This is a genomic window from Streptomyces flaveolus (assembly GCF_044765825.1).
In the GTDB taxonomy this organism is placed as follows: domain Bacteria; phylum Actinomycetota; class Actinomycetes; order Streptomycetales; family Streptomycetaceae; genus Streptomyces; species Streptomyces flaveolus.
On record NZ_JBIWKU010000001.1, the window covers coordinates 1,032,693 to 1,056,038 of the forward strand.

The 23,346-nt window shown below is 73.4% G+C and carries 18 protein-coding genes and 1 tRNA gene; 7 read left to right on the forward strand and 12 right to left on the reverse strand.

Annotated features, from left to right (window positions below):
- Positions 1-9 precede the first annotated feature (9 nt).
- Positions 10-696: an RDD family protein gene (locus tag ACIRG6_RS04640; RefSeq protein WP_364674907.1), complete on the reverse strand. Its 687-nt coding sequence runs from the start codon at positions 694-696 to the stop codon at positions 10-12.
- 303 nt (positions 697-999) lie between these two features.
- Entirely contained in the window at positions 1,000-2,766 is a 1,767-nt protein-coding gene (locus ACIRG6_RS04645; RefSeq protein WP_403320676.1) for an RDD family protein, read from the reverse strand.
- Positions 2,767-3,037: 271 nt separating this feature from the next.
- Between ACIRG6_RS04645 and ACIRG6_RS04650 the strand changes: the two genes are divergently transcribed.
- Positions 3,038-3,451, forward strand: a complete 414-nt coding sequence (locus tag ACIRG6_RS04650) for an SsgA family sporulation/cell division regulator (protein WP_364822613.1) — start codon at positions 3,038-3,040, stop codon at positions 3,449-3,451.
- Between the two features lie 13 nt (positions 3,452-3,464).
- On the opposite strand, the gene ACIRG6_RS04655 is transcribed toward ACIRG6_RS04650, so the two are convergent.
- Positions 3,465-4,889, reverse strand: a complete 1,425-nt coding sequence (locus ACIRG6_RS04655; RefSeq protein WP_365021211.1) for an FAD-binding oxidoreductase — start codon at positions 4,887-4,889, stop codon at positions 3,465-3,467.
- Between the two features lie 143 nt (positions 4,890-5,032).
- Positions 5,033-6,178: a 4-hydroxyphenylpyruvate dioxygenase gene (gene hppD / locus ACIRG6_RS04660; RefSeq protein WP_364674918.1), complete on the reverse strand. Its 1,146-nt coding sequence runs from the start codon at positions 6,176-6,178 to the stop codon at positions 5,033-5,035.
- A 125-nt stretch (positions 6,179-6,303) separates the two neighbouring features.
- On the opposite strand from hppD, the gene ACIRG6_RS04665 reads away from it, so the two are divergent.
- The 5 genes from ACIRG6_RS04665 to ACIRG6_RS04685 are packed head-to-tail and all read left to right on the forward strand — an operon-like array spanning position 6,304 to position 10,560.
- Complete coding sequence (locus tag ACIRG6_RS04665) at positions 6,304-6,789, forward strand: Lrp/AsnC family transcriptional regulator (protein ID WP_189231007.1); 486 nt, start codon at positions 6,304-6,306, stop codon at positions 6,787-6,789.
- Between the two features lie 28 nt (positions 6,790-6,817).
- Positions 6,818-7,465 (forward strand): ABC transporter permease, encoded by a 648-nt coding sequence (locus ACIRG6_RS04670; RefSeq protein WP_364674922.1) that lies wholly within the window; start codon positions 6,818-6,820, stop codon positions 7,463-7,465.
- On the forward strand, positions 7,458-8,750 hold the full coding sequence (locus ACIRG6_RS04675; RefSeq protein WP_403320680.1) for a betaine/proline/choline family ABC transporter ATP-binding protein: 1,293 nt from the start codon (positions 7,458-7,460) through the stop codon (positions 8,748-8,750). The genes ACIRG6_RS04670 and ACIRG6_RS04675 overlap by 8 nt, the downstream gene beginning before the upstream one ends.
- Positions 8,747-9,598 carry an ABC transporter permease gene (locus tag ACIRG6_RS04680; protein WP_403320683.1) on the forward strand — a complete coding sequence of 284 codons (852 nt, stop codon included), beginning with the start codon at positions 8,747-8,749 and terminating at the stop codon, positions 9,596-9,598. The genes ACIRG6_RS04675 and ACIRG6_RS04680 overlap by 4 nt, the downstream gene beginning before the upstream one ends.
- Positions 9,595-10,560: a glycine betaine ABC transporter substrate-binding protein gene (locus tag ACIRG6_RS04685; RefSeq protein WP_365021209.1), complete on the forward strand. Its 966-nt coding sequence runs from the start codon at positions 9,595-9,597 to the stop codon at positions 10,558-10,560. Before ACIRG6_RS04680 ends, ACIRG6_RS04685 begins: the two co-directional genes overlap by 4 nt.
- Positions 10,561-10,567: 7 nt before the next feature.
- Here the strand turns inward: ACIRG6_RS04685 and ACIRG6_RS04690 are convergent, their stop codons facing one another.
- From ACIRG6_RS04690 to ACIRG6_RS04705, 4 genes are all read right to left on the reverse strand, one after another.
- On the reverse strand, positions 10,568-11,359 hold the full coding sequence (locus ACIRG6_RS04690) for a S16 family serine protease (RefSeq protein ID WP_350722588.1): 792 nt from the start codon (positions 11,357-11,359) through the stop codon (positions 10,568-10,570).
- A 252-nt stretch (positions 11,360-11,611) separates the two neighbouring features.
- The gene (locus ACIRG6_RS04695) at positions 11,612-12,262 is read right to left on the reverse strand and encodes an IclR family transcriptional regulator (RefSeq protein ID WP_239766312.1); all 651 of its coding nucleotides are present in this window, start codon (positions 12,260-12,262) and stop codon (positions 11,612-11,614) included.
- 302 nt (positions 12,263-12,564) lie between these two features.
- Entirely contained in the window at positions 12,565-14,361 is a 1,797-nt protein-coding gene (locus ACIRG6_RS04700) for a DEAD/DEAH box helicase (RefSeq protein WP_403320686.1), read from the reverse strand.
- Positions 14,362-14,522: 161 nt separating this feature from the next.
- Positions 14,523-15,989 carry an MFS transporter gene (locus ACIRG6_RS04705; RefSeq protein ID WP_364674933.1) on the reverse strand — a complete coding sequence of 489 codons (1,467 nt, stop codon included), beginning with the start codon at positions 15,987-15,989 and terminating at the stop codon, positions 14,523-14,525.
- 207 nt (positions 15,990-16,196) lie between these two features.
- Between ACIRG6_RS04705 and ACIRG6_RS04710 the strand changes: the two genes are divergently transcribed.
- A tRNA-Cys gene (locus ACIRG6_RS04710) sits at positions 16,197-16,271 on the forward strand.
- Between the two features lie 64 nt (positions 16,272-16,335).
- Here the strand turns inward: ACIRG6_RS04710 and ACIRG6_RS04715 are convergent.
- The 4 genes from ACIRG6_RS04715 to ACIRG6_RS04730 all read right to left on the reverse strand — a co-directional run bounded on the left by ACIRG6_RS04715 (position 16,336) and on the right by ACIRG6_RS04730 (position 23,346).
- On the reverse strand, positions 16,336-18,648 hold the full coding sequence (locus ACIRG6_RS04715) for a xanthine dehydrogenase family protein molybdopterin-binding subunit (protein ID WP_403320688.1): 2,313 nt from the start codon (positions 18,646-18,648) through the stop codon (positions 16,336-16,338).
- Positions 18,645-20,603 (reverse strand): 2Fe-2S iron-sulfur cluster-binding protein, encoded by a 1,959-nt coding sequence (locus ACIRG6_RS04720; RefSeq protein WP_403320690.1) that lies wholly within the window; start codon positions 20,601-20,603, stop codon positions 18,645-18,647. The genes ACIRG6_RS04715 and ACIRG6_RS04720 overlap by 4 nt, the downstream gene beginning before the upstream one ends.
- Positions 20,600-21,493, reverse strand: coding sequence for an FAD binding domain-containing protein (locus ACIRG6_RS04725; protein WP_189231018.1), 894 nt, complete (start codon positions 21,491-21,493; stop codon positions 20,600-20,602). Before ACIRG6_RS04725 ends, ACIRG6_RS04720 begins: the two co-directional genes overlap by 4 nt.
- Before the next feature lie 233 nt (positions 21,494-21,726).
- Positions 21,727-23,346 carry a beta-N-acetylhexosaminidase gene (locus ACIRG6_RS04730; RefSeq protein ID WP_364674941.1) on the reverse strand — a complete coding sequence of 540 codons (1,620 nt, stop codon included), beginning with the start codon at positions 23,344-23,346 and terminating at the stop codon, positions 21,727-21,729.

Consider the following 23,346-nt stretch of genomic DNA (forward strand, 5'->3'; position numbering starts at 1 on the left):
CGGCGGTCCTCAACGGGTGCTGACCACCACCGTCTTGGCCGCCTTGTCGTGCAGGCCCTGCTTGTAGGGCTTGTCGAAGAAGCTCCAGCCGCCCGCGATGATCGTCCACACGCAGGCGCAGCAGAAGGCGAACGGGATCCACAGCACGAGGGCGCGGATCAGCGAGGTCTGCACGGAGGGCGTGGCGCCGTTGTCCAGATTGGCGACCCGCATGCCGAGCCACTTCTTGCCGAGCGTCTGGCCGGTGCGGGCGATCATGTAGGTGTCGTAGGCGATGTAGAGCACGGCGGCGATCAGGGACTGTCCGAAGGACTTGCCGGCCGCGACCTCGTCGCCGTCCACGGAATACTCCTGGACGTTGAACGCCCAGCTGAGCAGCCAGACCACGATGCCCACGAGGATCATGTCGATGATGCGGGCGAGCGTGCGCCGGCCGCTGTCCGCGAGCGGCGGCATGCCGGCCAGCGGGTCGCTGGGGTAGGAACCGCCGCCGTACGGGTCACCGCCGTAGGGGCCTCCGCCGCCGTAGGGCCCTCCTCCGCCGTCGGGCGGGGGCTCGCCGCCCCCGTGCGGCGGCGGGTTGTCGTACGGCGAGCCCGAGCCGCCCGGGCCCGGACCGGGGGACGGGGGCGGCTTCCTGAACGGGTCGTCCTCGGGCGGCTGCCCGCCGGGGCCGTGGGGCGGTTCGCTGCTCATGGCCCGAGTGGACCTCGGGCTCTTCGACGGCGCATCCGCCGAGGGGCCGTCCGGTGGACGGGGCTGCGACGTTCGGCGGACGGGGGTGCGCCGTTCGGGGAGGGGGTGCGGGTTTCGTCGGCGGGTGCGGGTGCGTCGTGGTTGCTCGCGCCCCGCTGCGGAGCCGCTGATGTCACAGCCCCGCGTCCCTTCGGGGCACGTCCACTGAACGCCCCCTGAAAGGGGCGCGGGGAACTGCGCGACCGGCTGCACACCACCCGCACCCGACCGCGAGACGGATGCCCCGCGGCCCCGCCCGCCCGGCTAGCCCGCGACGAACGTGCCGGCCGCCTTGTCGTGCCAGCACTGGTGCCACGGGCGGTCGAACAGGCACCACGCGACGCCCACGACTCCGACCGCCAGGAGGCCGGGGACGCTGTAGACCAGCCAGCGGCGCAGCGCGGCGCCGAAGGACGGGGGCTCGTGCGCCTCGATGTCCCGCACCTCGAGGCCCAGCAGCTTCTTGCCCAGGGTGCGGCCCCACTTGGCGGTGGGCAGCGCCTCGTAGACGACGCCGAAGAGCAGCAGGACGGCCAGCACGATGCCCAGGTACGTGGCCGTCGTGCCGTCGAGCAGCCAGACGGTGACCGTCTCGCCGGAGAGCTTGGCCGCGTCGATCTTGTCGTTGACGTGGTCGATCGCCTTGGCGCCGAGGGGTACGGCGGCCACGGCGGTGACGCCCGCCAGGACGACGGTGTCGATCAGCCGGGCGGCCAGCCGCTTGCCGACCCCGGCGGGGCGGGCCGCGGCCTGGCGCCGGGCGGCGGCCTGGAACACGTCGTCGACGGGCGGCTTCCAGGGCACGACGGGCTGGTCGTCCCCGCCCGCACCGGCGAGTCGGTGCACCTGCTGCGCCCAGGAGGACTGTCCGCCACCGGGACCGACGGCGACCGGGGCCGAGGCGGCGGGCTGGGGCGGGGACTGGACGGGCTGGGGCTGGGGTGCGGCGGCCTGCCGGGGGACGGCGGATCCTGCCGGGCCGCCCGCCTGCTGCGGGCCGGAGAGAGCCGTCGGGGCGGCCGCGGGAGCCTGCTGGGGCCCCGCCGTGCCCTGGACGGCGGCCCGGGCGGCGGCGCCCTTCCCGGCGGCGAAACCGGGGCCGCCCGTGCCGGGTGAGGCGGAGGCGTCCGGGGTGCCGGGTGCCGCGCGCGGCGGGACCGCGCGGAAGGTGATGGTGCCCTCGTCGGCGGCCGGGGCCGCCTGCGGCCCGGCCGTCGGGCGGCGGAAGACGAAGGTGCTGCCCGCCCCGCCCTCGGCGTCGGCGGGTGCGCCGCCCGCCGGGTTTCCCGCGTCCCCGGACGAGACACCGGACCGACCGGCACGCCCGTCGGCGGAGCCGTCACCGGCGACTTGAGCGGCAGCCGGGTCCGCGTAGGCCTGCCCGGCACCGGCGGACCCGGAGGCGCCGGATGCGGGAGCGGCGGACCGAGCGGAAGCGGGGTCCCCGTAAGCCTGTCCGGCACCGGCGGACCCGGTGGCGGCCGGTCCGGCGCCGGCAGACCCGGTGGCGGGCCGGTCGGTCGGGGAGGCCGCGTGCGCCGGTGCGGCGCCGGTCGGCCCGGCCTGTCCCCGGGGCGCCGGTCCTGCGGGCGCTTGTCCGGGAATCTCGCCGGAGGCGCCCGCACCCGCCCCGCCGCCGGGCCCGGTCCGCGCGTGCGGCACCCTCGGGTCGGCTCCCTGGGCGTTGGGCCACGCGACGCGAGCGCTCCCGGGCTGCCCCGTGTGGTCGGCGCCCCAGGCCGAGGCGGGCTCCGGACGGCTGCCGTGCTGGGACGCACCGGCGGACGGCTCCTCGACCGGGTCCTCGTCGAAGAAGTGCGGCCCGGTCTCCTCCACGGAGGCCACCGCGGGTGCCGCGGGCCGCACGCCGGGCGGCGGGGCGAGCGGCTCACCGTCCTTGGGCGCCGGCCGGCTGGTGCCGGCCACCCAGGAGGCACCGTTCCAGTACCGGACGTATCCAGGAATGGACGGGTCCGGGTAATACCCTTCGCGGGGCCTGTCGTCACCGGGGGCCGGGGTTGGGGCGCTCATGTCCGTCGTCCCGTATCTGCTCGGGGGTTGATTTGGGGGCCTCCACATCTATCAGACGGGCGCAACCCGTACGGCCAGTCCCGCCGTACCCGCCCCTTTCCGGGCAACCTCGTGCACGGACCTTCACACGGAGGAGGAGTCCGGCGGTCCGGGGAGGCCGTCGGAAAAAGTTCCGCGAACCCGCGTAACGCTCACGGCCGAGGCCGCTCTCCCTCGTACGGGCCCGCTCCGGGCGGCCCGTGCGGACCGTACGAGAGAGGACACATCCGCCATGCACATCACCGTCGTGGAGCGCGAGCTGGAGCTGCGGCTCATCCTGTCGCCCGAGTACGGCGTCCCGGTCCCGGCCAGGCTCACCTACCTCGCCGACGACCCGTACGCCGTGCGCATCACCTTCCACGTCGACTCCGGCCACCCCGTGCACTGGACGTTCGCCCGCGAGCTCCTGGTGGAGGGGGTGTTCCGGCCGTGCGGGCACGGGGACGTGCGGGTGTGGCCGTCGAAGGCCGAGGGCCGCAGCGTCGTCCTGATGGCGCTGAGCAGCCCGGACGGAGACGCCCTGTTGGAGGCGCCGTCGGCGCAGGTGTCCGCCTGGCTGGAGCGGACCCTGCGGGCGGTGCCTCCGGGCAGCGAGGGCGCGCGGCTCGGACTGGACGACGGGCTGGCCGAACTGCTCGCCCGGTAGTGCGGGCGAGGGGTCAGAACAGCTTGCCCGGGTTGAGGATGCCGAGCGGGTCGAAGACCTGCTTGACGGCCCGCTGCATCTCCAGTCCCACCGGGCCGATCTCGCGCGCCAGCCACTCCTTCTTCAGGACGCCCACGCCGTGCTCGCCGGTGATGGTGCCGCCCAGTTCCAGGCCGAGGGCCATGATCTCGTCGAAGGACTCGCGGGCGCGCCGGGACTCGTCGGGGTCCGCCGCGTCGAAGCACACGGTGGGGTGGGTGTTGCCGTCGCCGGCGTGGGCGCAGACCCCGATGGTGAGGTCGTACTTCGCGGCGACGCGCTCGATGCCCTCCAGCATGTCGCCGAGCCGGGAGCGCGGCACGCACACGTCGTCGATCATCGTCGTGCCCTTCACCGCCTCCAGCGCCGTGAGGGACAGGCGCCGTGCCTGGAGGAGGAGTTCGGACTCGGCCACGTCGTCGGCGGGCACCACCTGTGTGGCACCGGCGGCCTCGCACAGCGCGCCGACGGCGGCCAGGTCGGCGGCCGGGTCGGCGGTGTCGAAGGCGGCGAGCAGCAGGGCCTCGGTGGTCTCCGGCAGCCCCATGTGGGCGAGGTCGTTGACCGCCTTGACGGTCGTACGGTCCATCAGTTCGAGGAGGGACGGGACGTGCCCGCCCTCCATGATCCGGCAGATCGCGTCGCAGGCGGCGGAGGCGGAGGCGAACTCGGCGGCCAGCACCAGTTGCTCGGGCGGCTTGGGCCGCAGCGCGAGGACGGCCCGTACGACGATGCCGAGGGAGCCCTCGGAGCCGACGAACAGGCGGGTGAGGTCGTACCCGGCGACGCCCTTGGCGGTGCGGCGGCCGGTGGACATCAGGCGGCCGTCGGCGAGGACGACGTCCAGGCCGAGGACGTACTCGGCGGTCACCCCGTACTTGACGCAGCACAGGCCGCCGGAGGCGGTGCCGATGTTGCCGCCGATCGTGCACATCTCCCAGCTGGAGGGGTCGGGCGGGTAGTACAGCCCGTGTTCGCCGACCGCGCGGGAGAGCGTGGCGTTGACGACGCCCGGTTCGACGACGGCGACGCGGTCGACCGGGTTGATCTCCAGGATGCGGTCCATCCTGGTCAGGGAGAGGACCACGCAGCCGTCGGTGGCGTTGGCCCCGCCGGACAGGCCGGTGCGGGCGCCCTGCGGGACGACGGGGACGCGCAGCTCGGTGGCGGTGCGCATGACGTGCTGGACGTCCTCCACGGTGCGCGGCAGGACGACCACCGCGGGGGCGCCGGCCGGGCAGAAGCTCGCCATGTCGTTGGCGTACGAGGCCGTGACGTCGGGGTCGGTGAGGACGGCCTCGGCGGGCAGGCCGGCGAGCAGCCGGTCGACGAGGGTGCCGGTGACCGCCGTGGCTGCGTCGTCTTCGTCGCGAGGCGCTTCGATACGGCTCATGATCACAGGTTCGCACCCGGGGCCATCGGTGTGAACCCCGTCGACGGCTCCCTTCGCCTGCCCGCTGCGGGCGCCCGAGGCGCGGCGGGTGCCGGCGGAGCTGGGCGAGCCCTCCGTGGAGGACCCGCCCGAGTAGCCGCTCGCGGTGCTCAGAGGTTGCCGCGCTTCTCCTGCTCGCGCTCGATCGCCTCGAACAGGGCCTTGAAGTTGCCCTTGCCGAAGCCCATCGAGCCGTGGCGTTCGATCATCTCGAAGAACACGGTCGGACGGTCCTGGACCGGCTTGGTGAAGATCTGCAGCAGGTAGCCGTCCTCGTCGCGGTCGACGAGGATCTTCAGTTCCCGCAGGGTCTCGACGGGGACGCGGGTCTCACCGGCCCACTCGCCGAGCGTGTCGTAGTACGAGTCGGGCGTGTCCAGGAACTCGACGCCGGCCGCCTTCATCGTGCGCACGGACTGCACGATGTCGTTGGTGTTCAGCGCGATGTGCTGGACGCCGGCGCCGCCGTAGAACTCCAGGTACTCGTCGATCTGGGACTTCTTCTTGGCGACCGCGGGCTCGTTGATCGGGAACTTGACCTTGAGGGTGCCGTCGGCGACGACCTTGGACATCAGCGCGCTGTACTCGGTGGCGATGTCGTCGCCCACGAACTCCTTCATGTTCGTGAAGCCCATGACTTTGTTGTAGAAGCCGACCCACTCGTTCATGCGGCCGAGTTCGACGTTGCCGACGCAGTGGTCGACGGCCTGGAAGGTGCGCTGCGCGGGCGGCTCGACGATCGGCGCGGCGGCGGCGTAGCCGGGCAGATAGGGGCCGTCGTAACCGGTGCGCTCGACCAGGGTGTGGCGGGTCTCGCCGTAGGTGGCGATGGCGGCGAGGACCACGGTGCCGTGCTCGTCCTTGAGCTCGTACGGCTCCGCGACCGAGCGGGCGCCGTGCTCGACGGCGTAGGCGTGGGCGGCGCGCGCGTCCGGGACCTCGATGGCGAGGTCGACGACGCCGTCGCCGTGCTCGGCCACGTGCTGGGCGAGGAAGCGGCCCCATTCGGTGGCCGGCTTGATCACCGAGGTGAGGACGAAGCGGGCGGAGCCGTTCTCCAGGACGTAGCTGGCGGTCTCGCGGCTGCCGTTCTCCGGTCCGGAGTAGGCGACCAGCCGCATGCCGAAGGCGGTGGAGTAGTAGTGCGCCGCCTGCTTGGCGTTGCCCACGGCGAAGACGACCGCGTCCATTCCCTTGACCGGGAAGGGGTCGGCCTGCCGGGCGGTGTCGGGAGTGTGGTGTGTGGTCTGCGTCATAGCCGCAGGGTCTCCCGCGTCCGCAAGGTGCGCAATAGTTTGCGTTTTCACTGGGCACTCTGCCCAGTGAAACGCCGGTCGTGACAGGCGATCTGTGCAGGATGACCAGCCGGGAGGGCGCGAGGATGGGGATCGACCGTCTGGACGGGCGGATCATCGGGCTGCTCGCGCGGGAGCCCCGGATCGGCGTGCTGGAGATGTCCCGGCGGCTGGGGGTGGCGCGCGGCACGGTGCAGGCGCGGCTGGACCGGCTTCAGTCGAACGGAGTCATCCGCGGATTCGGGCCGGAGGTGGACCCGGCGGCGCTCGGCTACCCGGTGACGGCGTTCGCGACGCTGGAGATCCGGCAGGGTCAAGGGCCCGATGTCCGGGCGCATTTGGCGAGCGTGCCGGAGGTGCTGGAGCTGCACACCACGACGGGTACCGGGGACATGCTGTGCCGGCTGGTGGCCCGCTCGAACGCCGATCTCCAGCGGGTGATCGACCGGGTTGTCGGTTTTGATGGCATCGTCCGGGCCGCCACGGCGATCGTGATGGAGAACCCGGTTCCGCTGCGGATCATCCCGCTGGTGGAGCAGGCGGCCGAGGACCGCGACCGACGACGTGAGTGAGACTTCCCGACCCCGGAGGTGAGCGGACGTGAACTTCTGGGAGTTCGTCGGCAGCCGCCACCAGCAACTGCTCACCGACGCCTACCAGCACGCCAGCGCCGTCTTCCAGTGCATGGTGGTGGCGACGCTGCTCGGGGTGCTGATCGGTGTCGTCACCTATCGCAGCGAGTGGGCGGGGAACCTGGCGACGCTCACCACCGCGACCATCCTGACCATTCCGTCCCTGGCCATGATCGGCCTGCTGATCCCCATCGTCGGGCTGGGCGTCCCGCCGACGGTGACCGCGCTGACCCTGTACGGGCTGCTGCCCATCGTCCGCAACGCGATCGTCGGGCTGCGCGGGGTGGACCCGGCGCTGGTGGACGCGGCCAGGGGCATCGGGATGTCGCGGGTGGCGCAGCTGCTGAAGGTGGAGCTGCCGCTGGCCTGGCCGCCGATCCTGACCGGCATCCGGGTCTCGACGCAGATGCTGATGGGCATCGCGGCGATCGCCGCGTACGCCTCCGGGCCCGGCCTCGGCAACGAGATCTTCCGCGGGATCGCGTCGCTGGGCAGCAAGAACGCGCTCAACCAGGTGCTCGCGGGCACGCTCGGCATCGTCGTCCTGGCCCTGCTCTTCGACGCCGCCTACGTCCTGCTGGGCAGGCTGACCATCTCCCGGGGGATCCGTGTCTGAGACGTCCGAGAACACCTCCGCCGACGCGCCGGGCGCCACGGGCACCACGGGCACCACGGGCACCACGGGCGCGATCATCGAGCTGGAGAACCTGACCAAGCGCTACCCCGGCAGCCCTCTGCCCGCCGTGGACAACGTCTCCATGGAGATCAAGGCGGGCGAGACGGTCATCTTCGTCGGCCCCTCGGGCTGCGGGAAGTCCACCACCCTGAAGATGATCAACCGGCTGATCGAGCCGAGCGGCGGACGCATCCGCATCGACGGCGAGGACGTCACCGACATCGACCCGGTGAAGCTGCGGCGGAAGGTCGGCTACGCGATCCAGTCCTCCGGTCTCTTCCCGCACATGACCGTCGCCCAGAACATCGCGCTGGTGCCCCGCATGATCGGCTGGTCGAAGGCGCGGATCCGGTCCCGGGTGGAGGAGATGCTCGACCTGGTCGGGCTGGACCCCGGGGAGTTCCACGACCGCTATCCCCGCCAGCTCTCCGGCGGCCAGCAGCAGCGGGTCGGCGTGGCCCGGGCGCTGGCGGCGGATCCGCCGGTGTTGCTGATGGACGAGCCGTTCGGCGCGGTCGACCCGATCACCCGGGACCACCTCCAGGACGAGCTGATCCGGCTCCAGCACGAACTGCACAAGACCATCGTCTTCGTCACCCACGACTTCGACGAGGCGATCAAGCTGGGCGACCGGATCGCCGTACTGCGCGAGCAGTCCCACATCGCCCAGTTCGACACCCCGGAGGCGATCCTCACCAACCCGGCCGACGACTTCGTCTCCGGTTTCGTGGGGGCCGGGGCGGCGCTGAAGCGGCTCAACCTGACCCGGGTGCGGGACGTGGAGATCACCGACTATCCGACGGTGACCGTGGAGGACCCGCTCCAGCACATCTTCGACCGGCTGCGGGCCGGCGGCACCAACGAGATCCTGCTGCTCGACCGGCGTGGCCGCCCGTACAAGTGGCTGCGGCGGGGCGACCTGATGCGGGCCAAGGGCTCGCTCGCGCGGGCCGGGACGCTGGTCACCGACACGGTGACCCGGGACGCGACGCTGCGGGACGCCCTGGAGGCGGTGCTGACCGACAACACCGGGCGGGTCGCGGTCACCGGACGGCGGGGCGAGTACACGGGCGTCGTCGACATGGAGACGCTGATGAACTCGGTGCAGGAGCTGCTGGAGGCCGACCGGCTGGACGCGCTGGAGCACCGGCACGATCTGGAGGAGGCCCGGGCCGACCGGACGCATTCCGAGCAGGAGGGCTTCGGAGGGGCGGCGAAGGCGTGAGTTCACGGACGGGCCGGCCGGGCGAGGGCGGGAGCGACGAGACGCTCACCGCCCCGGACGACGACGGCACCGAGCAGGAGCCGCGCCCGCCGGGGCCCGCCCGGACCGCCCCGCGGGTCACCTGGCAGAAGCTGACCGTCCTGCCCGTGGTGCTCGTGATGGTGCTGCTGGCGACCTGGCTGTGGTTCCGGCAGGCGTCCCTGGACGCGCTCAGCGAGAACGCCCTGGCGCGCGGCGCGGTCTCCAAGGCCCTGTGGCAGCACATCCAGCTGACCGCGATCTCCACGTTCTTCGTGCTGATCATCGCCATTCCGCTGGGGATCCTCCTGACCCGCAGGATGTTCCGGAAGGCCACCCCGGTGGCGATGGCGTTCGCCAACATGGGTCAGGCGACACCGGCCCTGGGTCTGCTGGCGCTGCTGGTGATCTGGCTCGGCATCGGCCGCCGGTCGGCGCTGATCGGCATCATCATCTACGCCATCCTGCCGGTGCTCTCCAACACCATCGCGGGCCTGAAGGCCAACGACCCGACGCTGCTGGAGGCGGCCCGCGGGATCGGCATGTCCCCGATGGGCGTGCTGACCCGGGTGGAACTGCCGCTGGCCGTCCCGCTGATCCTGGCCGGGGTGCGCACCGCCCTCGTGCTGAACGTCGGTACGGCGACGCTGGCCGTGTTCGGGGGCGGCGGCGGCCTGGGCGTCCTGATCACCACCGGCATCACCAGCCAGCGCATGCCGGTGCTGGTGCTGGGCTCCGTCCTCACCGTCGCCCTGGCGCTGCTGGTGGACTGGCTGGCCTCGCTGGCCGAGCTGCTGCTGCGGCCCCGGGGCCTGGAGGTGAGCACATGAGGCGGCGTACGTGTCTGCTGGCCGCGGCGCTCCTGGTGGCGGCCTCAGGCTGCGGTCTGACCAGCGGCTCCCCCATGGTGGACGACGTGAAGCCCGGCACGATCGGGCGGGGCGAACCGTTGAAGGGCGCCGACCTCACCGTCGTCTCCAAGGAGTTCACCGAGCAGCTGATCCTCGGCGCGATCATGGGCATCGCCTTCGAGGCGGCGGGCGCGAACGTGCTGGACCGCACCGGCATCCAGGGCTCCGTCGGCACCCGCGCGGCGGTGGAGAACGGCGACGGGGACGCCACGTACGAGTACACGGGCACCGCCTGGATCACGTACCTCGGCAACAGCAAGCCGATCCCCGATCCGCGGCAGCAGTGGGAGGCGGTGCGGAACGCGGACGCGAAGAAGGGGCTGACGTGGCTGCCGCCGGCGCCGATGAACAACACGTACGCGCTGGCGATGAACCAGGCCAACTACCGCACGTACCGCACCCGGACGATGTCGCAGGTGGCCGAGCTGTCCAAGAAGGACCCCGCCGCCGTGACGCTGTGCGTGGAGGGCGAGTTCGCCAACCGCGCGGACGGCCTGCCGGGCCTGGAGAAGGCGTACGGGATGAGCATCCCGCAGCGGAACATCACGCAGATGGACACCGGCATCATCTACACGCAGACGGCGAAGGGGGCCTGCACCTACGGCGAGGTGTTCACCACCGACGGGCGGATCAAGTCGATGAACCTGGTGGTGATGGCGGACGACAAGAAGTTCTTCCCCAACTACAACGCGGCGCCCATGGTCAGGACCGACACCCTGAAGAAGTGGCCGGCGATCGCCTCCGTCCTCGCCCCCGTCACCAAGGCGCTGAACAACGACGTCGCGCAGACCCTGAACGCGAAGGTCGACGTCGACGGGCAGGACCCGCACCAGGTGGCGCTGGACTGGATGACGGAGAAGGGCTTCGTGAAGGAGGGCTGAGCGCCGCTCAGCAGGAGGGGACCTCGCCCTTGCCCGAGTTCAGGGCCCGCAGCGCGTCGACCGCGCCCTTCAGCGAGGTCACCGGGACCAGCCGCAGTCCCTCGGGCAGCTCGACCTGCGCGTCCGAGCACTCCGCCTTCGGCACCAGGAAGACGGTGGCCCCGTCCCGCCGGGCGGCCTGCGTCTTCAGCGGCACACCGCCGACGGCGCCGACCTTGCCGCCGGCGCTGATCGTGCCGGTGCCGGCGATGGTCCGGCCGCCGGTCAGGTCGCCTCCGTGGCCGTCGCCCTTCAGCTTGTCGACGATGCCGAGGGAGAGCAGCAGGCCGGCGCTGGGGCCGCCGACGTCGCCCAGGTCCAGCCGGACGTTCACGTCGGACGGGTCGAGACCCACGTAGTCCAGCGCGGCCGTCGTCGCCGTGTCCTGGGACTCCCGCATCTGGTTCAGGTTGTACTTCTCGATCTCCTTGACGTTGTCGCCCTCGGGATAGACGGCGTCCAGGGGCATGACCGCCCGGTCGGTGTCGAACCAGTTGCCCAGCACGTCACCGAGCGAGACCCTGGCGTCGGGGCCGGTCGCCACGATCGTCGTCATCCGCAGCTGGCCCTCGGTGTCCCGGGTCGGCGCGCCCGAGATCCTGATCACCTCGTTGCCCTGGTACTCCTTGAGCACGTCGGCCGTCGACCCCGGCTGCGCGATGGAGAACGGCAGGGGGGCGAACGCCGCGGTGGCGAACAGCGCCACGACGGGCAGGGCGCAGACGGCGACAGCCTTGGGCCGCGTGAGACGAGAAAGCACGAAGTCAATCTAACGTGCGCCTGCGGCAGCGCAGCCGCGGGCAGCCGTGCCGAGCCGCCGTGCCACGCCGCCGCAGCTGCGGGCGGTCGTGCCTCCCCCAGTGCCTGAACTGCCTGGGAGGTACCCCCAGGGGCGGCACGGGTGGGCGGTGGGGGTCCCCCGCGCGAGCGCAGCCGAGCGTGGGGGAGGCACCCCGGGCCACGCGACCCCCGCCCCGCCCCGCACCGACGCCGGGTCACCGGCCACCCGCCCCTACCTCAGCGCCTCCGCCACCTCCCGCGCCGCTTCCATCACCCGCGTCCCCACCCGCTCCGGCACCACCTCGGACAGCATCACGACCCCCACGCTGCCCTCGACCCCCGTCACCCCGAGCAGCGGCGCCGCGGCCCCGCACGCCCCCGCCTCCAGCTCCCCGTGCGTCAGCGTGTACCCGGGCCCCGGCTCCGCCACGGCGACCTTCTGCCGGGCCGACAGGATCGCCTTCCCCGCGGCCCCCCGCTCCAGCGGATGCCGGAACCCGGCCCGATAGGCCACGTGGTAGTCCGTCCAGGTCGGCTCGACGACGGCCACGGCGAGCGCCTCCGCGCCGTCCACCAGCGTCAGATGGGCGGTCGCCCCGATGTCCTCGGCCAGCGACCGCAGCGCCGGCATCGCCGCCTCGCGCACCAGCGGGTGCACCTGGCGGCCCAGCCCCAGCACCCCCAGCCCGACCCGGGCGCGTCCGCCCAGGTCACGCCGTACGAGCGCGTGCTGCTCCAGCGTGGCGAGCAACCGGTACACGACGGTCCGGTTGACGCCCAGTTTGTGGGACAGCTCGGTGACGGTCAGCCCGTGGTCCGTATCGGCCAGCAGTTTGAGGACACGCAGTCCCCGGTCGAGCGTCTGAGAGGTCTCCGCGGTCACGACGCCCACTCCTTAGTGGTGAGGTCGACGGCCCCCTCGCGGCGGATGCGTCACCGAGTCCCGTCGGTCACGCGCTTCAGAGGCCGCCGATCGGCTGACGGCCCGGCCTTGTGCCCGGGCCCAGTCGCTTCACGGCTGCGCTCCGCGGCGGCGCTGCCACGGGGCGTGTGCGTAGCGGGACAGTAGCGAGCCGGTCCGCTCAGCGGAAGGCTCCGTCCAGAATCCGGTCAGCAACCGGCGAGGACTGACCGTGTTTGTCCCCATACGTACAGCACACGCTGTGGTTCGCTCACCCCGCCGTGTCACTTCATGCGCGTCGCCCACTCCTGGACCTTGGCGATGCGCTGGCGCAGCTGGCCGGCGGTGGCCTCGGCGCTGGGCGGGCCCCCGCACACGCGGCGCAGTTCGGTGTGGATCACACCGTGCGGCTTGCCGCTCTGGTGGACGTAGGCGCCGACCATGGTGTTGAGCTGCTTGCGCAGCTCCATCATCTCCTTGTGCGAGACGACCGGGCGCCGTCCGGCGGGCAGTTCGAGCAGGTCGGCCTCGTCGTCGGGCTTCTTGCGGCTGTGCGCGATCTGCCGGGCCTGCCGCTTCTGGAGCAGCAGCTGCACCTGGTCGGGCTCCAGCAGCCCGGGGATGCCGAGGTAGTCCTGCTCCTCCTCGCTCCCCGGGTGGGCCTGCATGCCGAACTCGGCGCCGTTGTACATGACCCGGTCGAAGACGGCGTCGGACTCCAGTGCCTCGAAGGGCAGCATGTCCTGCTCGCCGGTGTCCTCGTCCTGCTCCCGGTTCGCCTCGTCCATCTCCTTCTCGGACTCGGCGTACGGGTCCTCCTCGCCCTCCTTCTTGGGCTTGTCGAGGACGTGGTCGCGCTCGCGCTCCATCTCGTTGGCGAAGGTGAGCAGGTCGGGCACGGTCGGCAGGAAGACGGAGGCGGTCTCGCCGCGCCGCCGGGACCGCACGAAACGGCCGACGGCCTGGGCGAAGAACAACGGCGTGGAGATGGTGGTGGCGTAGACGCCGACCGCGAGGCGGGGCACGTCGACGCCCTCGGACACCATGCGGACGGCGACCATCCACCGGTCGGTGCTCTGGCTGAACGCGTCGATGTTCTTCGAGGCACCGGTGTCGTCGGAGAGCACGACGGTGGCCTTGCTGCCGGTGATCTCCCGGATCAGCTTGGCGTAGGCGCGGGCGGAGTCCTGGTCGGCGGCGATGACCAGGGCGCCGGCGTCCGGGATGGCCTTCCGGACCTCGGTGAGCCGCTGGTCGGCGGCGCGCAGCACGGCCGGCATCCACTCGCCGCGCGGGTCCAGCGCGGTGCGCCAGGCCTGGCTGACGGCGTCCTTGGTCATGGGCTCGCCGAGCCGGGCGGCGATCTCGTCACCGGCCTTGGTGCGCCAGCGCATGTTGCCGCTGTAGCTCATGAAGATGACGGGGCGCACGACGCCGTCGGCGAGCGCGGAGCCGTAGCCGTAGGTGTAGTCGGCGGCTGAGCGGCGGATGCCGTCGTTGCCCTCCTCGTACGTGACGAAGGGGATCGGGTTGGTGTCGGACCGGAACGGCGTACCCGTCAGCGCGAGGCGCCGCGTGGCCGGCTCGAAGGCCTCCAGGCAGGCCTCGCCCCAGGACTTGGAGTCACCGGCGTGGTGGATCTCGTCGAGGATCACGAGGGTCTTGCGCTGCTCGACGCGGTTGCGGTGCAGCATGGGCCGGACGCCGACACCGGCGTACGTGATGGCGATGCCCTGGTACTCGCGGCTGAGCGGGCCCGCGCTGTACTCGGGGTCCAGCTTGATCCCTATCCGGGCCGCGGCCTCCGCCCACTGCTTCTTCAGGTGCTCGGTGGGCGCGACCACGGTCACCTGCTGCACGACGTGGTGGTGCAGCAGCCAGGACGCCAGCGTCAGCGCGAACGTCGTCTTTCCGGCGCCGGGGGTGGCAACCGCGAGGAAGTCCCGGGGCTGCTCCTGGAGGTACTTCTCCATCGCCCCCTGCTGCCAGGCCCGCAGCTTGCTGGCGGTGCCCCACGGGGCACGGCCGGGGAAGGCCGGGGAGAGGTGGTGCGAGGGGCTGGAGCTGGCGGTGGTAGTCACGGTCTCCGAAGGGGGTAGAACGGCTCGGCCACGTATGACAACCGGGCCACCCTACCGGCGGCCCCACATGATCGACGCGCCCACCGGGTCGGGTCACCCCCGGGTGGGACGGACGTCACAGCCGCCGCGTCCGCCCCGCGAGCCCCTCGGCCGTTCGCGGTTCACCGCTCCCGCAGCCGCGTCGTCACCCACGCGCCCACCAGGGCCACCCCCGCCATCGGCAGGAACACCGCCGCGAAGGCCGCCGGGTGGGAGCCGGTGGCCTCGGTCGCCGCGTGGGTCACCGTGCCGCCGCCCAGGGCCGCGAAGGCCGCTCCGCCGACGGCCAGCAGGATCACGTTGGACAGGCCGTCGGAGATCTGGAGGGCGGCGGAGTTGGTGCCGGCCTCCTCGGGGGCGGAGAGCTGGAGCAGCAGCACACTCGTGGAGGAGATCACCAGGCCCATGCCGAGGCAGCCGAAGCCCCAGGCCACGGCCACCGTCCAGGCGGGCACGGCGTCGATCAGCACGCTCGGGGCGGTGGCGATGGCCGCCGCGACCAGCACCATGCCCAGCGTCATCAGCCGGTCCCGGTACGGCTCCATGCGGGACCGGGACTGGAGCCAGGAGCCCGCCGCCCAGGTCGCGCCGCCCGCCGCCAGCGAGAGCCCGGCCAGCGTCGGGCTGAGCCCCCGCTGCGTGACCAGCATCAGCGGCACGAAGGACTCGGCGGCGATGAAGGACCCCGCGGCGACACCGCGCAGCAGGACCACGGAGGGCAGGCCGCGCGCCGCCCGGTAGGTGCCGCGCGGGAGCAGTCCGAGGACGGCCGGGACGAGCAGCGCCACACCGGCCGCGCCGGGCAGCAGGGAGATCCAGCGCAGGTCCTGTGCGGCGTACTGGAGCAGTCCCGCGCCCAGGGAGATGCCGAGGGCGAGGCGGATGCGGCGCCGGTCGAAGGAGGGCGGTTCCTCCCCCGCGTCCGCTCCGCCCACCGGGCCCGCCGCCCGGCTGCGTATCTGGGGCAGCGCGAGCGCCAGCGGGAACACCACCAGCACCGGGATGCCGACGAACACCCACCGCCAGCCGAGGTGCTCGGTGACGGCGCCCGAGGCCAGCGGTCCGACGACGGACGGCACGACCCAGCCCGCCGCGAACGCCGCCATGATCGCGGGCCGCAGCCGCTCCGGGTAGGCCCGCCCGACGACGACGTACAGGGCCACGATGACCAGCCCGCCGCCGAGCCCCTGCACCGCCCGCCCGAGGATGAACAGCCACATCGCACCGGCCGTCCCGGACAGCAGCAGTCCGGCCGCGAAGGCGGCGATCCCGCCCGTCAGCGGCCCCAGCGGGCCCCGCCGGTCCGACCACTGCCCGGAGAGCACCATGCCGAACAGGCTGGTCGTGAAGTACCCCGAGAACGCGAACGCGTACAGCGACACCCCGTCCAGCTCGCGCGCCGCGACCGGCATCGCGGTGCCGACCGCCGTCGCCTCGAAGGCGATCAGCACCACGACGGAGACGATGCCGATGCTCAGCGCCCGGTAGGCGCTGCTCAGCACGGTGTCGGGGGGAGCGGCGAACTCGGTGGCCTGGCCGGGGCCGGCGGGGTCCGCGACGTCGGTGTCGCGCGGGTCAGGGAGGGTCATGGTGGCCAGAGTAAGGGCCGCAGCCCACCTTGACCCCTGTCGGGAGGCGGGGCGGAACCGGGACCTTGGTCGTACGACCGCACTCTGTTCATGAACGGCGTGTGGCAGTCGCGTTGCGGCCCTCCCGGAACTCTTGAGCCCCTCTCGCGCCCCGCCGTACGGTCGAGTCACCGAGTTCGGCACGGACACCGACACCGTCCGGAACACGGCCGTGTGCCCGAGTGGCCCAGGGGCTCGCCTGCAAAGCGAGTTACACGGGTTCGAATCCCGTCACGGCCTCCACTGCCTGACGAGGCAGAACAACAGGGCGGCACCCCTAGGGGTGCCGCCCTGTCGGCTATCCGTCTCAGCCGGTGACCACCGCGGCCTGGGGCCGGATCGGGAGGCGGTTCACCGGGCGGCCCGTGGCCGCGCGTACGGCGGAGGCGACGGCCGCCGGGGAGGCCACCACCGGCACCGCGCTGACCGCCTTCGCGCCGAAGGGCGCGACCACGTCCCGCTCCTCGACGAGCTTCACGATCCGGATGTCCGGGGCGTCGAGGGCCGTCGGCAGGGCGTAGCCGGTCAGGTCGGGGTGGCGGATCAGGCCGCGCGGGGTGCGCAGGTTCTCCGTCAGCGCGATGCCGACGCCCTGGGTGACGCCCGCCTCGATCCGGGCGGCCAGCTGGGCCGGGTTCAGCACCCGGCCGACGTCCTGCGCGACGGCCAGCTCCACGACCCGTACCGAGCCGATCTCGATGTCGACGTCCACCACCGCGCGGATCGCGCAGAAGGACATGCCGACGAAGGCGTCGCCCTGGCCCGCCTCGTCCAGCGGCTCGGTCGGGTGCGGGCGGCACTGGGCGGTGGCCCACAGCTCCTTGCCGTCCAGCGCCTCGGCGACCGTGGTCGACAGCACGCCGTCGTACGAGGTGATCTTGCCGTCGGCGATCTGGAGCAGCTCGGTCGACATCCCGAACTGGTGCGCCAGGGGCTGGAGGAGCTGGGTGCGGACCATCTTGGCCGCCCGTTCCACCGCGCCGCCCGACACCCAGGTGTGGCGGCCCCGGCAGCCCGCGCCGGCCGGGGGCTGGTCGGTGTCGACGGGCGCCACGTGCACCTCGTCGACGCCGAGCGTCTCCTGCACGATCTGCCGGGCCAGCGTGGTGAAGCCCTGTCCGGTCTCGACGGCCGCGCACAGCACCGTCGCCACGCCGTCCTGGACCTTCACGGTGGCCGTGGAGACCTCGTCGGCGCCCTCGGCGCCCAGCATATGCACCATGCCGATGCCGTAGCCGACGCCCCGGCGCACCGCGCCCGGTTCGCCCGCTCCCTCGGGTCCGCCGGGCAGCAGCCACTCGTCCTCGGGTGTGTCCTTGGGCAGGGCGGGCAGCGGCACGTCCCGTACCGCCTGGAGGAGTTCGGCGACCGGTGCCGGGCAGGTGACCGTCTGGCCGGTGGGCAGCACGTCGCCGGTGGCCAGTACGTTGCGCAGCCGCACCTCGGCCGGGTCCAGCCCGAGCCGCTTGGCGATCTTGTCCATCTGCGCCTCGTACGCGGCGCAGACCTGCATGGCCCCCTCGCCCCGCACATGGCCGGAGGGCGGGTTGTTGGTGCGCACGGCCCAGCCCTCGATGAAGGCGTTCGGGACGACGTACGGACCGCAGGCGAAGGCCACCGCGGCGGCCAGGGCGTCGGAGGAGGTGTCCGCGTAGGCCCCCGCGTCCAGCAGGATCTGCGCCTCGACCTTGACCACCCGGCCCTCGGCGTCCGCGTGGTGGCGGTAGCGCAGGAGGGTGGGGTGGCGGTGGGTGTGGCCGAGGAAGGACTCCTCGCGGGTGGCGGTCAGCTTCACCGGGCAGCCGGTCTTCAGCGCCAGCAGACCGAGCGGAAGCTGGAAGCCCTGGTCCTCGCGGTCGGCGGTGGCGCCGGGCACACCGGTGACGACGATCTTCACCCGTTCGGGTTCGAGGCCGTAGCAGGCGGCGGCCGTGTCGCGGTCACCGTGCGGATCGGTGGAGGCCAGGTACAGCTCCACGCCCCCGTCGGGACGCGGCACCGCGAGGCCCGCCTCGGCGCCGATGGGGGCCGGGTCCTGACGGCCGATGCGGTACAGGCCCTCGACGACGACCTCGCCGGCCGCCTCCGGGTCGCCGTGGCGCAGCGGGATGTGCCGGATCAGGTTGCCGTCGGGGTGCAGCGGCTCGGCCTCGAAGGCCTGCTCCGGGTCGGTGACCGGGTCGAGCACCTCGTACTCGACGATGACGGCGGCGGCGGCCATCCGCGCGGTGTCCGGGTGGTCCGCGGCGACGGCGGCGATGGGCTCGCCGTGGTGGCGTACGACGTCGGAGGCGAACACGGGGCGGTCGGCCCGGCCGCGTCCGTGCAGCGCGGTGCCGGGCACGTCCTCGTGGGTGACGACCGCGCGGACGCCGGGCATCTCGCGCGCGTGGGTGGTGTCGATGGACACGATGCGCGCGTGCGGGTGCGGTGAGCGCAGGACGGCGGCCCACAGCAGGCCCTCGGCCCACAGGTCCGCGGCGTACGGGAAGGTGCCCTCGGTCTTGGCGCGGGCGTCGGCGGGCGGCAGGGAGACGCCCAGGCCGTGCGGGGCCGGCTCGGGGGCGGGGGCGGCCTCCGCCGTTCCCGCGGCCTCGGCGGTGGCGGCTTCGTTGGTCACGCGTGGCCTCCGTCCTGACCGTGGGACTGGTCGCCGTAGGGCTGATCCCCGTAAGGCTGATCCCCGAAGGGCTGGTCCCCGTAGGGGTGATCGCCGTAGGACTGATCACCGTAGGGCTGGTCGTGCGGCGCGGGTGCGTCCGGTGTGCCGGGCGGTCCCGGGGACTCGAACGCCGAGGCGTGGACGCCACCGGCGCCCGGGCCCGCCTGGTGCGGGATGCGGGGCTCGGCGGCCTCCGCCTCGGCCGCGTCGGCGGCGGAGTGGGCCTCGCGCTCGGCGACGACCTCCCTGACCGCCTCCAGGACGCCCCGGTAGCCGGAGCAGCGGCACAGGTTGCCGCACAGGGCCTGCCGGGCCTCCAGTTCGGTCGGCGCGGGGTTGCCCTCCAGGAGGTTGTGCACGGTCATCGCCATGCCGGGCACGCAGAAACCGCACTGCACCGCGCCGCACCGGGCGAGCGCCCGCTGCACGTCCGACGGCTGTCCGTCGGCCGCGAGGCCCTCGACGGTGCGCACCTCGCTGCCGGCGGCGGTGACGGCGGGGACCAGGCAGGAGGCGACCAGCCGTCCGTCGACCTGGACGTTGCAGGCCCCGCACTCGCCCTGCGAGCAGCCGTCCTTGGCGCCCGCGAGGCCGAGGCGTTCGCGCAGCACGTACAGCAGGGACTCGCCGATCCAGGCGTCGGTGACGGGGCGGTCGGCGCCGTTGACGCGGAGCACGTAGGAGGCGAGGGGGTGCTCGTCCTGCGGGCCGGCGGGGCCCGGCTCGGCGGGGGCGGCGGAGTCCGCCGGGGGGTCCGGGCGCGGCTCGTCCTCCCCCTCGTGCGCGGCCACCGGGTCCGGGGCTGCTTCGATGAGGGGCTCCTCGGCGGCCTCCGGCGCTGGGGCCGCCTCCTCGTCCCCGGTGGGTGCCACGGAGGGCTCGGCGGAGCCTTCAGGGGCCTCCTCGGCCTCTTCCGCCTCGCCGGTCGCCGCCTCGTCGGCCGCTCCCTGGCCGGGGGCCGTCCCGTCGGAGGCCGTCCCGTCGGGGGCCGTCTCCTGGAAGGCGGTCTCGTCGGGGGCCGTCTCGTCGGAGGGCGCCCCGCCGGTCACCGGGCCGCCCTCCGACGGCGCCGGCGGCTCGGTCCCGGCGCCGGGTTCGGCGGGCTCCTCCGGGTACGCGTCGCCCGCCGGGGCGGGAGCGGACGCGGGTCCGGCGGAGGGGGCGGACGCCGGTGCGCTCCCGGTGGCCCGGTCGTCGCCGGTCCGCTCCGGCTCGGCCGGTCCCTGCGCCCACGGCTGGGTCGCCCAGGGCGCCGGGGCGCCGCCGGGGAGGGTGGCCGGGGCGGCGCCGCCCCACTGCTCGGCCAGCGCCGACGCGGTGAACTCGCCCGACTCGTCCGGGAGGTCACCGCCGGCGACGGGAATCGACCACTGCCCGGTGACGTCCTGGCCGGGCGCCTCGTGCCCGGCCTCGGCGGCCGGTGCCGCGTTCTCCGCGGTGGCGTCGGTGAAGTCCCACTGGCCGGTGGCGCCCGGGTGATACGTGAACCGGTCGCCGTGCCCGGCGTTCGCGTCGTACCCCGCGGCCTGACCGTAGGGGTCCTGCTGCGCGTACCCGCCGTGCTCCTGGTGCCCCGGGTGCGGCTGCGCGGCGTGCCCGTGGTCGCCGTGCTGCCCCCCGGGGTCCGGGACGTGCCACTGCGTGCCGTCGACGGGTGCGGACGGCATCGCCCAACTGCCGGTGGCCGCCGGGTCGGTCCCGGCGGTGGTGGCGGGCGCGACCGTGATCTGCGGCGGCACGTAGCCGTGCCCGGGCGCGGCGAGCGGGCTGTCGGCGGAGGCCAGCAGCGCGTCGATGCCGCCCTCGGGCAGCTTCACGAAGGCGGTCGCGCCGTCGTCGTAGTCGCCCTGGGGCAGCGGGTCCCAGCGTCCGCCGCTGCGGGGCGTGCCCTCTCCGTGCTGGTCGTCGGTCACGACAGCGCCCTCCCCAGTGCTCGTCGGGCCAGCGCGGCGACGATGCGCCGCAGGTGCAGTACGGCGGGCGGGAGCTGCGGCACGGAGCCGTCCTCGGCCGGGGCCGCGTCGGGGATGCAGGCGGCGGCGACGTACTCGCCGAAGGCGCTCAGCGCCTCCGGGACGATCGCGCGGCCGTTGTCCCAGTCGATGAGCGAGGCCACCCACTGCTCGGCCTCCAGCGGCCGCAGCGGCATCGGCGCGATGGCACCGACCGCGCAGCGCACGCCGCGCCGGGCGGGGTCGAGGACCAGGGACACGGACGCCATCGCCCGGCCCGGCCCGGTCCGGCCGGTCGCCTTGAGGAAGACCTGCGGGGCGTGCAGCAGCGGCACGCGCACGTAGCCGATGAGCTCGCCCGCGCGGAGCATCTCCATGCCGGCCAGCAGGTGCGAGACCGGCATCTCGCGGCGGGCCCCGCCCGGGCCCGCGATGATCAGGGTCGCCTCCAGCGCGGCCAGCACGGGCAGCGCGTCCCCGGTGGGGGCGGCGGAGGCGATGTTGCCGCCCAGGGTGCCCGCGTTGCGGATCTGCGGCGGGCCGGCGGCGCGCGCGGCGGCGGCGAGCGCCGGGATGAGGGCGGCGAAGTCGGGGCGGCCCATGCGGGCGTGCGTGAGCCCGGCGCCGAGCAGGGCGTGACCGTCCTGGTACTGCCAGCCGCGGATCTCGCTGATGCGGCCGAGGCCGACCAGCGCGGCGGGCCTGAGCTGCCCTGAGTTGACGGCGGCCATCAGATCGGTGCCGCCCGCCACCGGAACGGCGGCGGGCATGGCCGCGAGGGCCGCCACGGCCTCGTCCAGTGTCGTGGGCAGCGTGACGGCCTGCGCCGCCTGCGGTGCGTGCGTGGTCAAACCGACTGCCCCTTCCCGCTGTCCCACCTGGTCCCGCCCGTGTTGCCGTACGGTACGACCTGACAGGGCGGACGTGGCAACTCTGGCACATCTTCGCAGGGCCCGAACGCGGGGGTCCGCTAGGAGGCATTCGCCCACCTCGTCGGCGAGATGATCCGGTTTCGTACGGGATTCCCGTTGGTCGACGATGCGCACGCGTTGCCACTCTTCAGTGGCGTTTCGGGGCGTTCTCCTTACTTGTTCGGCGGTGGTCCGTCGATCGGCCGGCCGAGCACACCGGGCCGCCGCTGCCAGGGCAGGGGGCCGGCGGGCGGCCGGTAGGCGACACCCAGGGCGTCCAGCCGCCGGTAGTGGGCGGCCATCCGCCGCTCGAAGTCGGCGAAGTCCCGTTCACCCGGGGCGGGCAGTGTGCTCCAGGCGACCTCCGCGAAGGCGGCGAGCCGCGGAAAGACCTGGTAGTCCACGCGTGCCTGGGTCTCCATCACCTCGGTCCACACGTTCGCCTGGGTGCCGAGCACGTGCGCGGCCTCCTCGGGCGTCAGCTCCGGCGGAACCGGCTCGAACCGGTAGACGTCCTCCAGGGTGCGCACGAAACCGATCGGTACGGGCTCGTCCTCGCCCGCGTCCTGCCGGTGGTCCAAGTACACCTGCTGCTCGGGGCACATGACCACGTCGTGGCCCGCGCGCGCGGCGGCGACCCCGCCGGCGTACCCGCGCCAGGACGACACGGCCGCACCCTCGGCCAGTCCGCCCTCCAGGATCTCGTCCCAGCCGATGAGCCTGCGCCCGCGCGCGGTCAGCCACCGGTCGAAGTGCTTGATGAACCACGCCTGCAGTTCGTCCTCGCCGGCGAGCCCGAGTTCCTTGATGCGGGCCTGTGCGGCGGGTGACCGCTGCCACTGCCCCTTGGGGCATTCGTCACCGCCGACGTGAACGAACTCCGAGGGGAAGAGTTCGAGGAGTTCCTCGAACACGCCCTCGTAGAAGCGCAGGGTCCCGTCCGTGGGCGCGAGGACGTTCTCGCAGACGCCCCAGGTGTCCCAGACGGTGAGGGAGGCGGTGTCGACGACGTCGGTGTTGCCGAGTTCCGGATACGCGGCGATGGCGGCCTGCGAGTGCCCGGGTACGTCGATTTCGGGGACGACGGTGATGTGCCGTTCGGCGGCGTAGGCGACGATCTCCCGGATGTCGTCCTGGGTGTAGAAGCCGCCGTGCGGCTTGTCCTCCCACAGCGGCGATGCCCGGTGCCCGTATTTGGTGCGCGCCCGCCAGGAGCCGGTCCCGGTGAGTTCCGGATACCGCTTGATCTCGACGCGCCAGCCCTGATCGTCCGTCAGGTGGAAGTGCAGGACGTTGAGTTTGTGGGCGGCCATCAGGTCCAGGTAGCGCAGGACGCCTTCCTTGGGCATGAAGTGCCGGGCGACGTCCAGCATCAGGCCGCGCCAGCGGAAACGGGGCGCGTCCTCGATGACCTGGTGCGGGACGCCGAGGGTGAGGCCCGGCCGCACGGGCGCCCGGCGGAACGCCTCCGGCCCGAGCAGCTGCCGCAGGGTCTGGGCGCCCCAGAAGACGCCCGCGGGGCCACCGCCGCGGATCTCGACGCAGCGGTCGGGGATCACGCTGAGCCGGTACGCCTCCGGCTCCAGCGCGTCGTCCAGCAGCAGCCGTACGCCGGCGCTGTCCTGCGCGCCTGGCCGCAGAGGCAGCGCGAAGGCGGCGCCGAGCGTGGCACGCAGCCGGCGTTCCGCGGTCTCCGTACCGGGAGCGGCCCACAGGGTGGTGTCCCCGTCGAGCAGGACGCCGCCGCGCATGGGGCCTTCGACGGCGCGCGGCGCCGGAATCAGTTCGGTCAC

Coding starts and splice junctions, on each gene's coding strand:
- ACIRG6_RS04665 (WP_189231007.1), top strand. CDS start 6,304: ATGGGGATCGACCGTCTGGACGGGCGGATCATCGGGCTGCTCGCGCGG.
- ACIRG6_RS04645 (WP_403320676.1), bottom strand. CDS start 2,766: ATGAGCGCCCCAACCCCGGCCCCCGGTGACGACAGGCCCCGCGAAGGG.
- ACIRG6_RS04640 (WP_364674907.1), bottom strand. CDS start 696: ATGAGCAGCGAACCGCCCCACGGCCCCGGCGGGCAGCCGCCCGAGGAC.
- ACIRG6_RS04650 (WP_364822613.1), top strand. CDS start 3,038: ATGCACATCACCGTCGTGGAGCGCGAGCTGGAGCTGCGGCTCATCCTG.
- ACIRG6_RS04685 (WP_365021209.1), top strand. CDS start 9,595: ATGAGGCGGCGTACGTGTCTGCTGGCCGCGGCGCTCCTGGTGGCGGCC.
- hppD (WP_364674918.1), bottom strand. CDS start 6,178: ATGACGCAGACCACACACCACACTCCCGACACCGCCCGGCAGGCCGAC.
- ACIRG6_RS04705 (WP_364674933.1), bottom strand. CDS start 15,989: ATGACCCTCCCTGACCCGCGCGACACCGACGTCGCGGACCCCGCCGGC.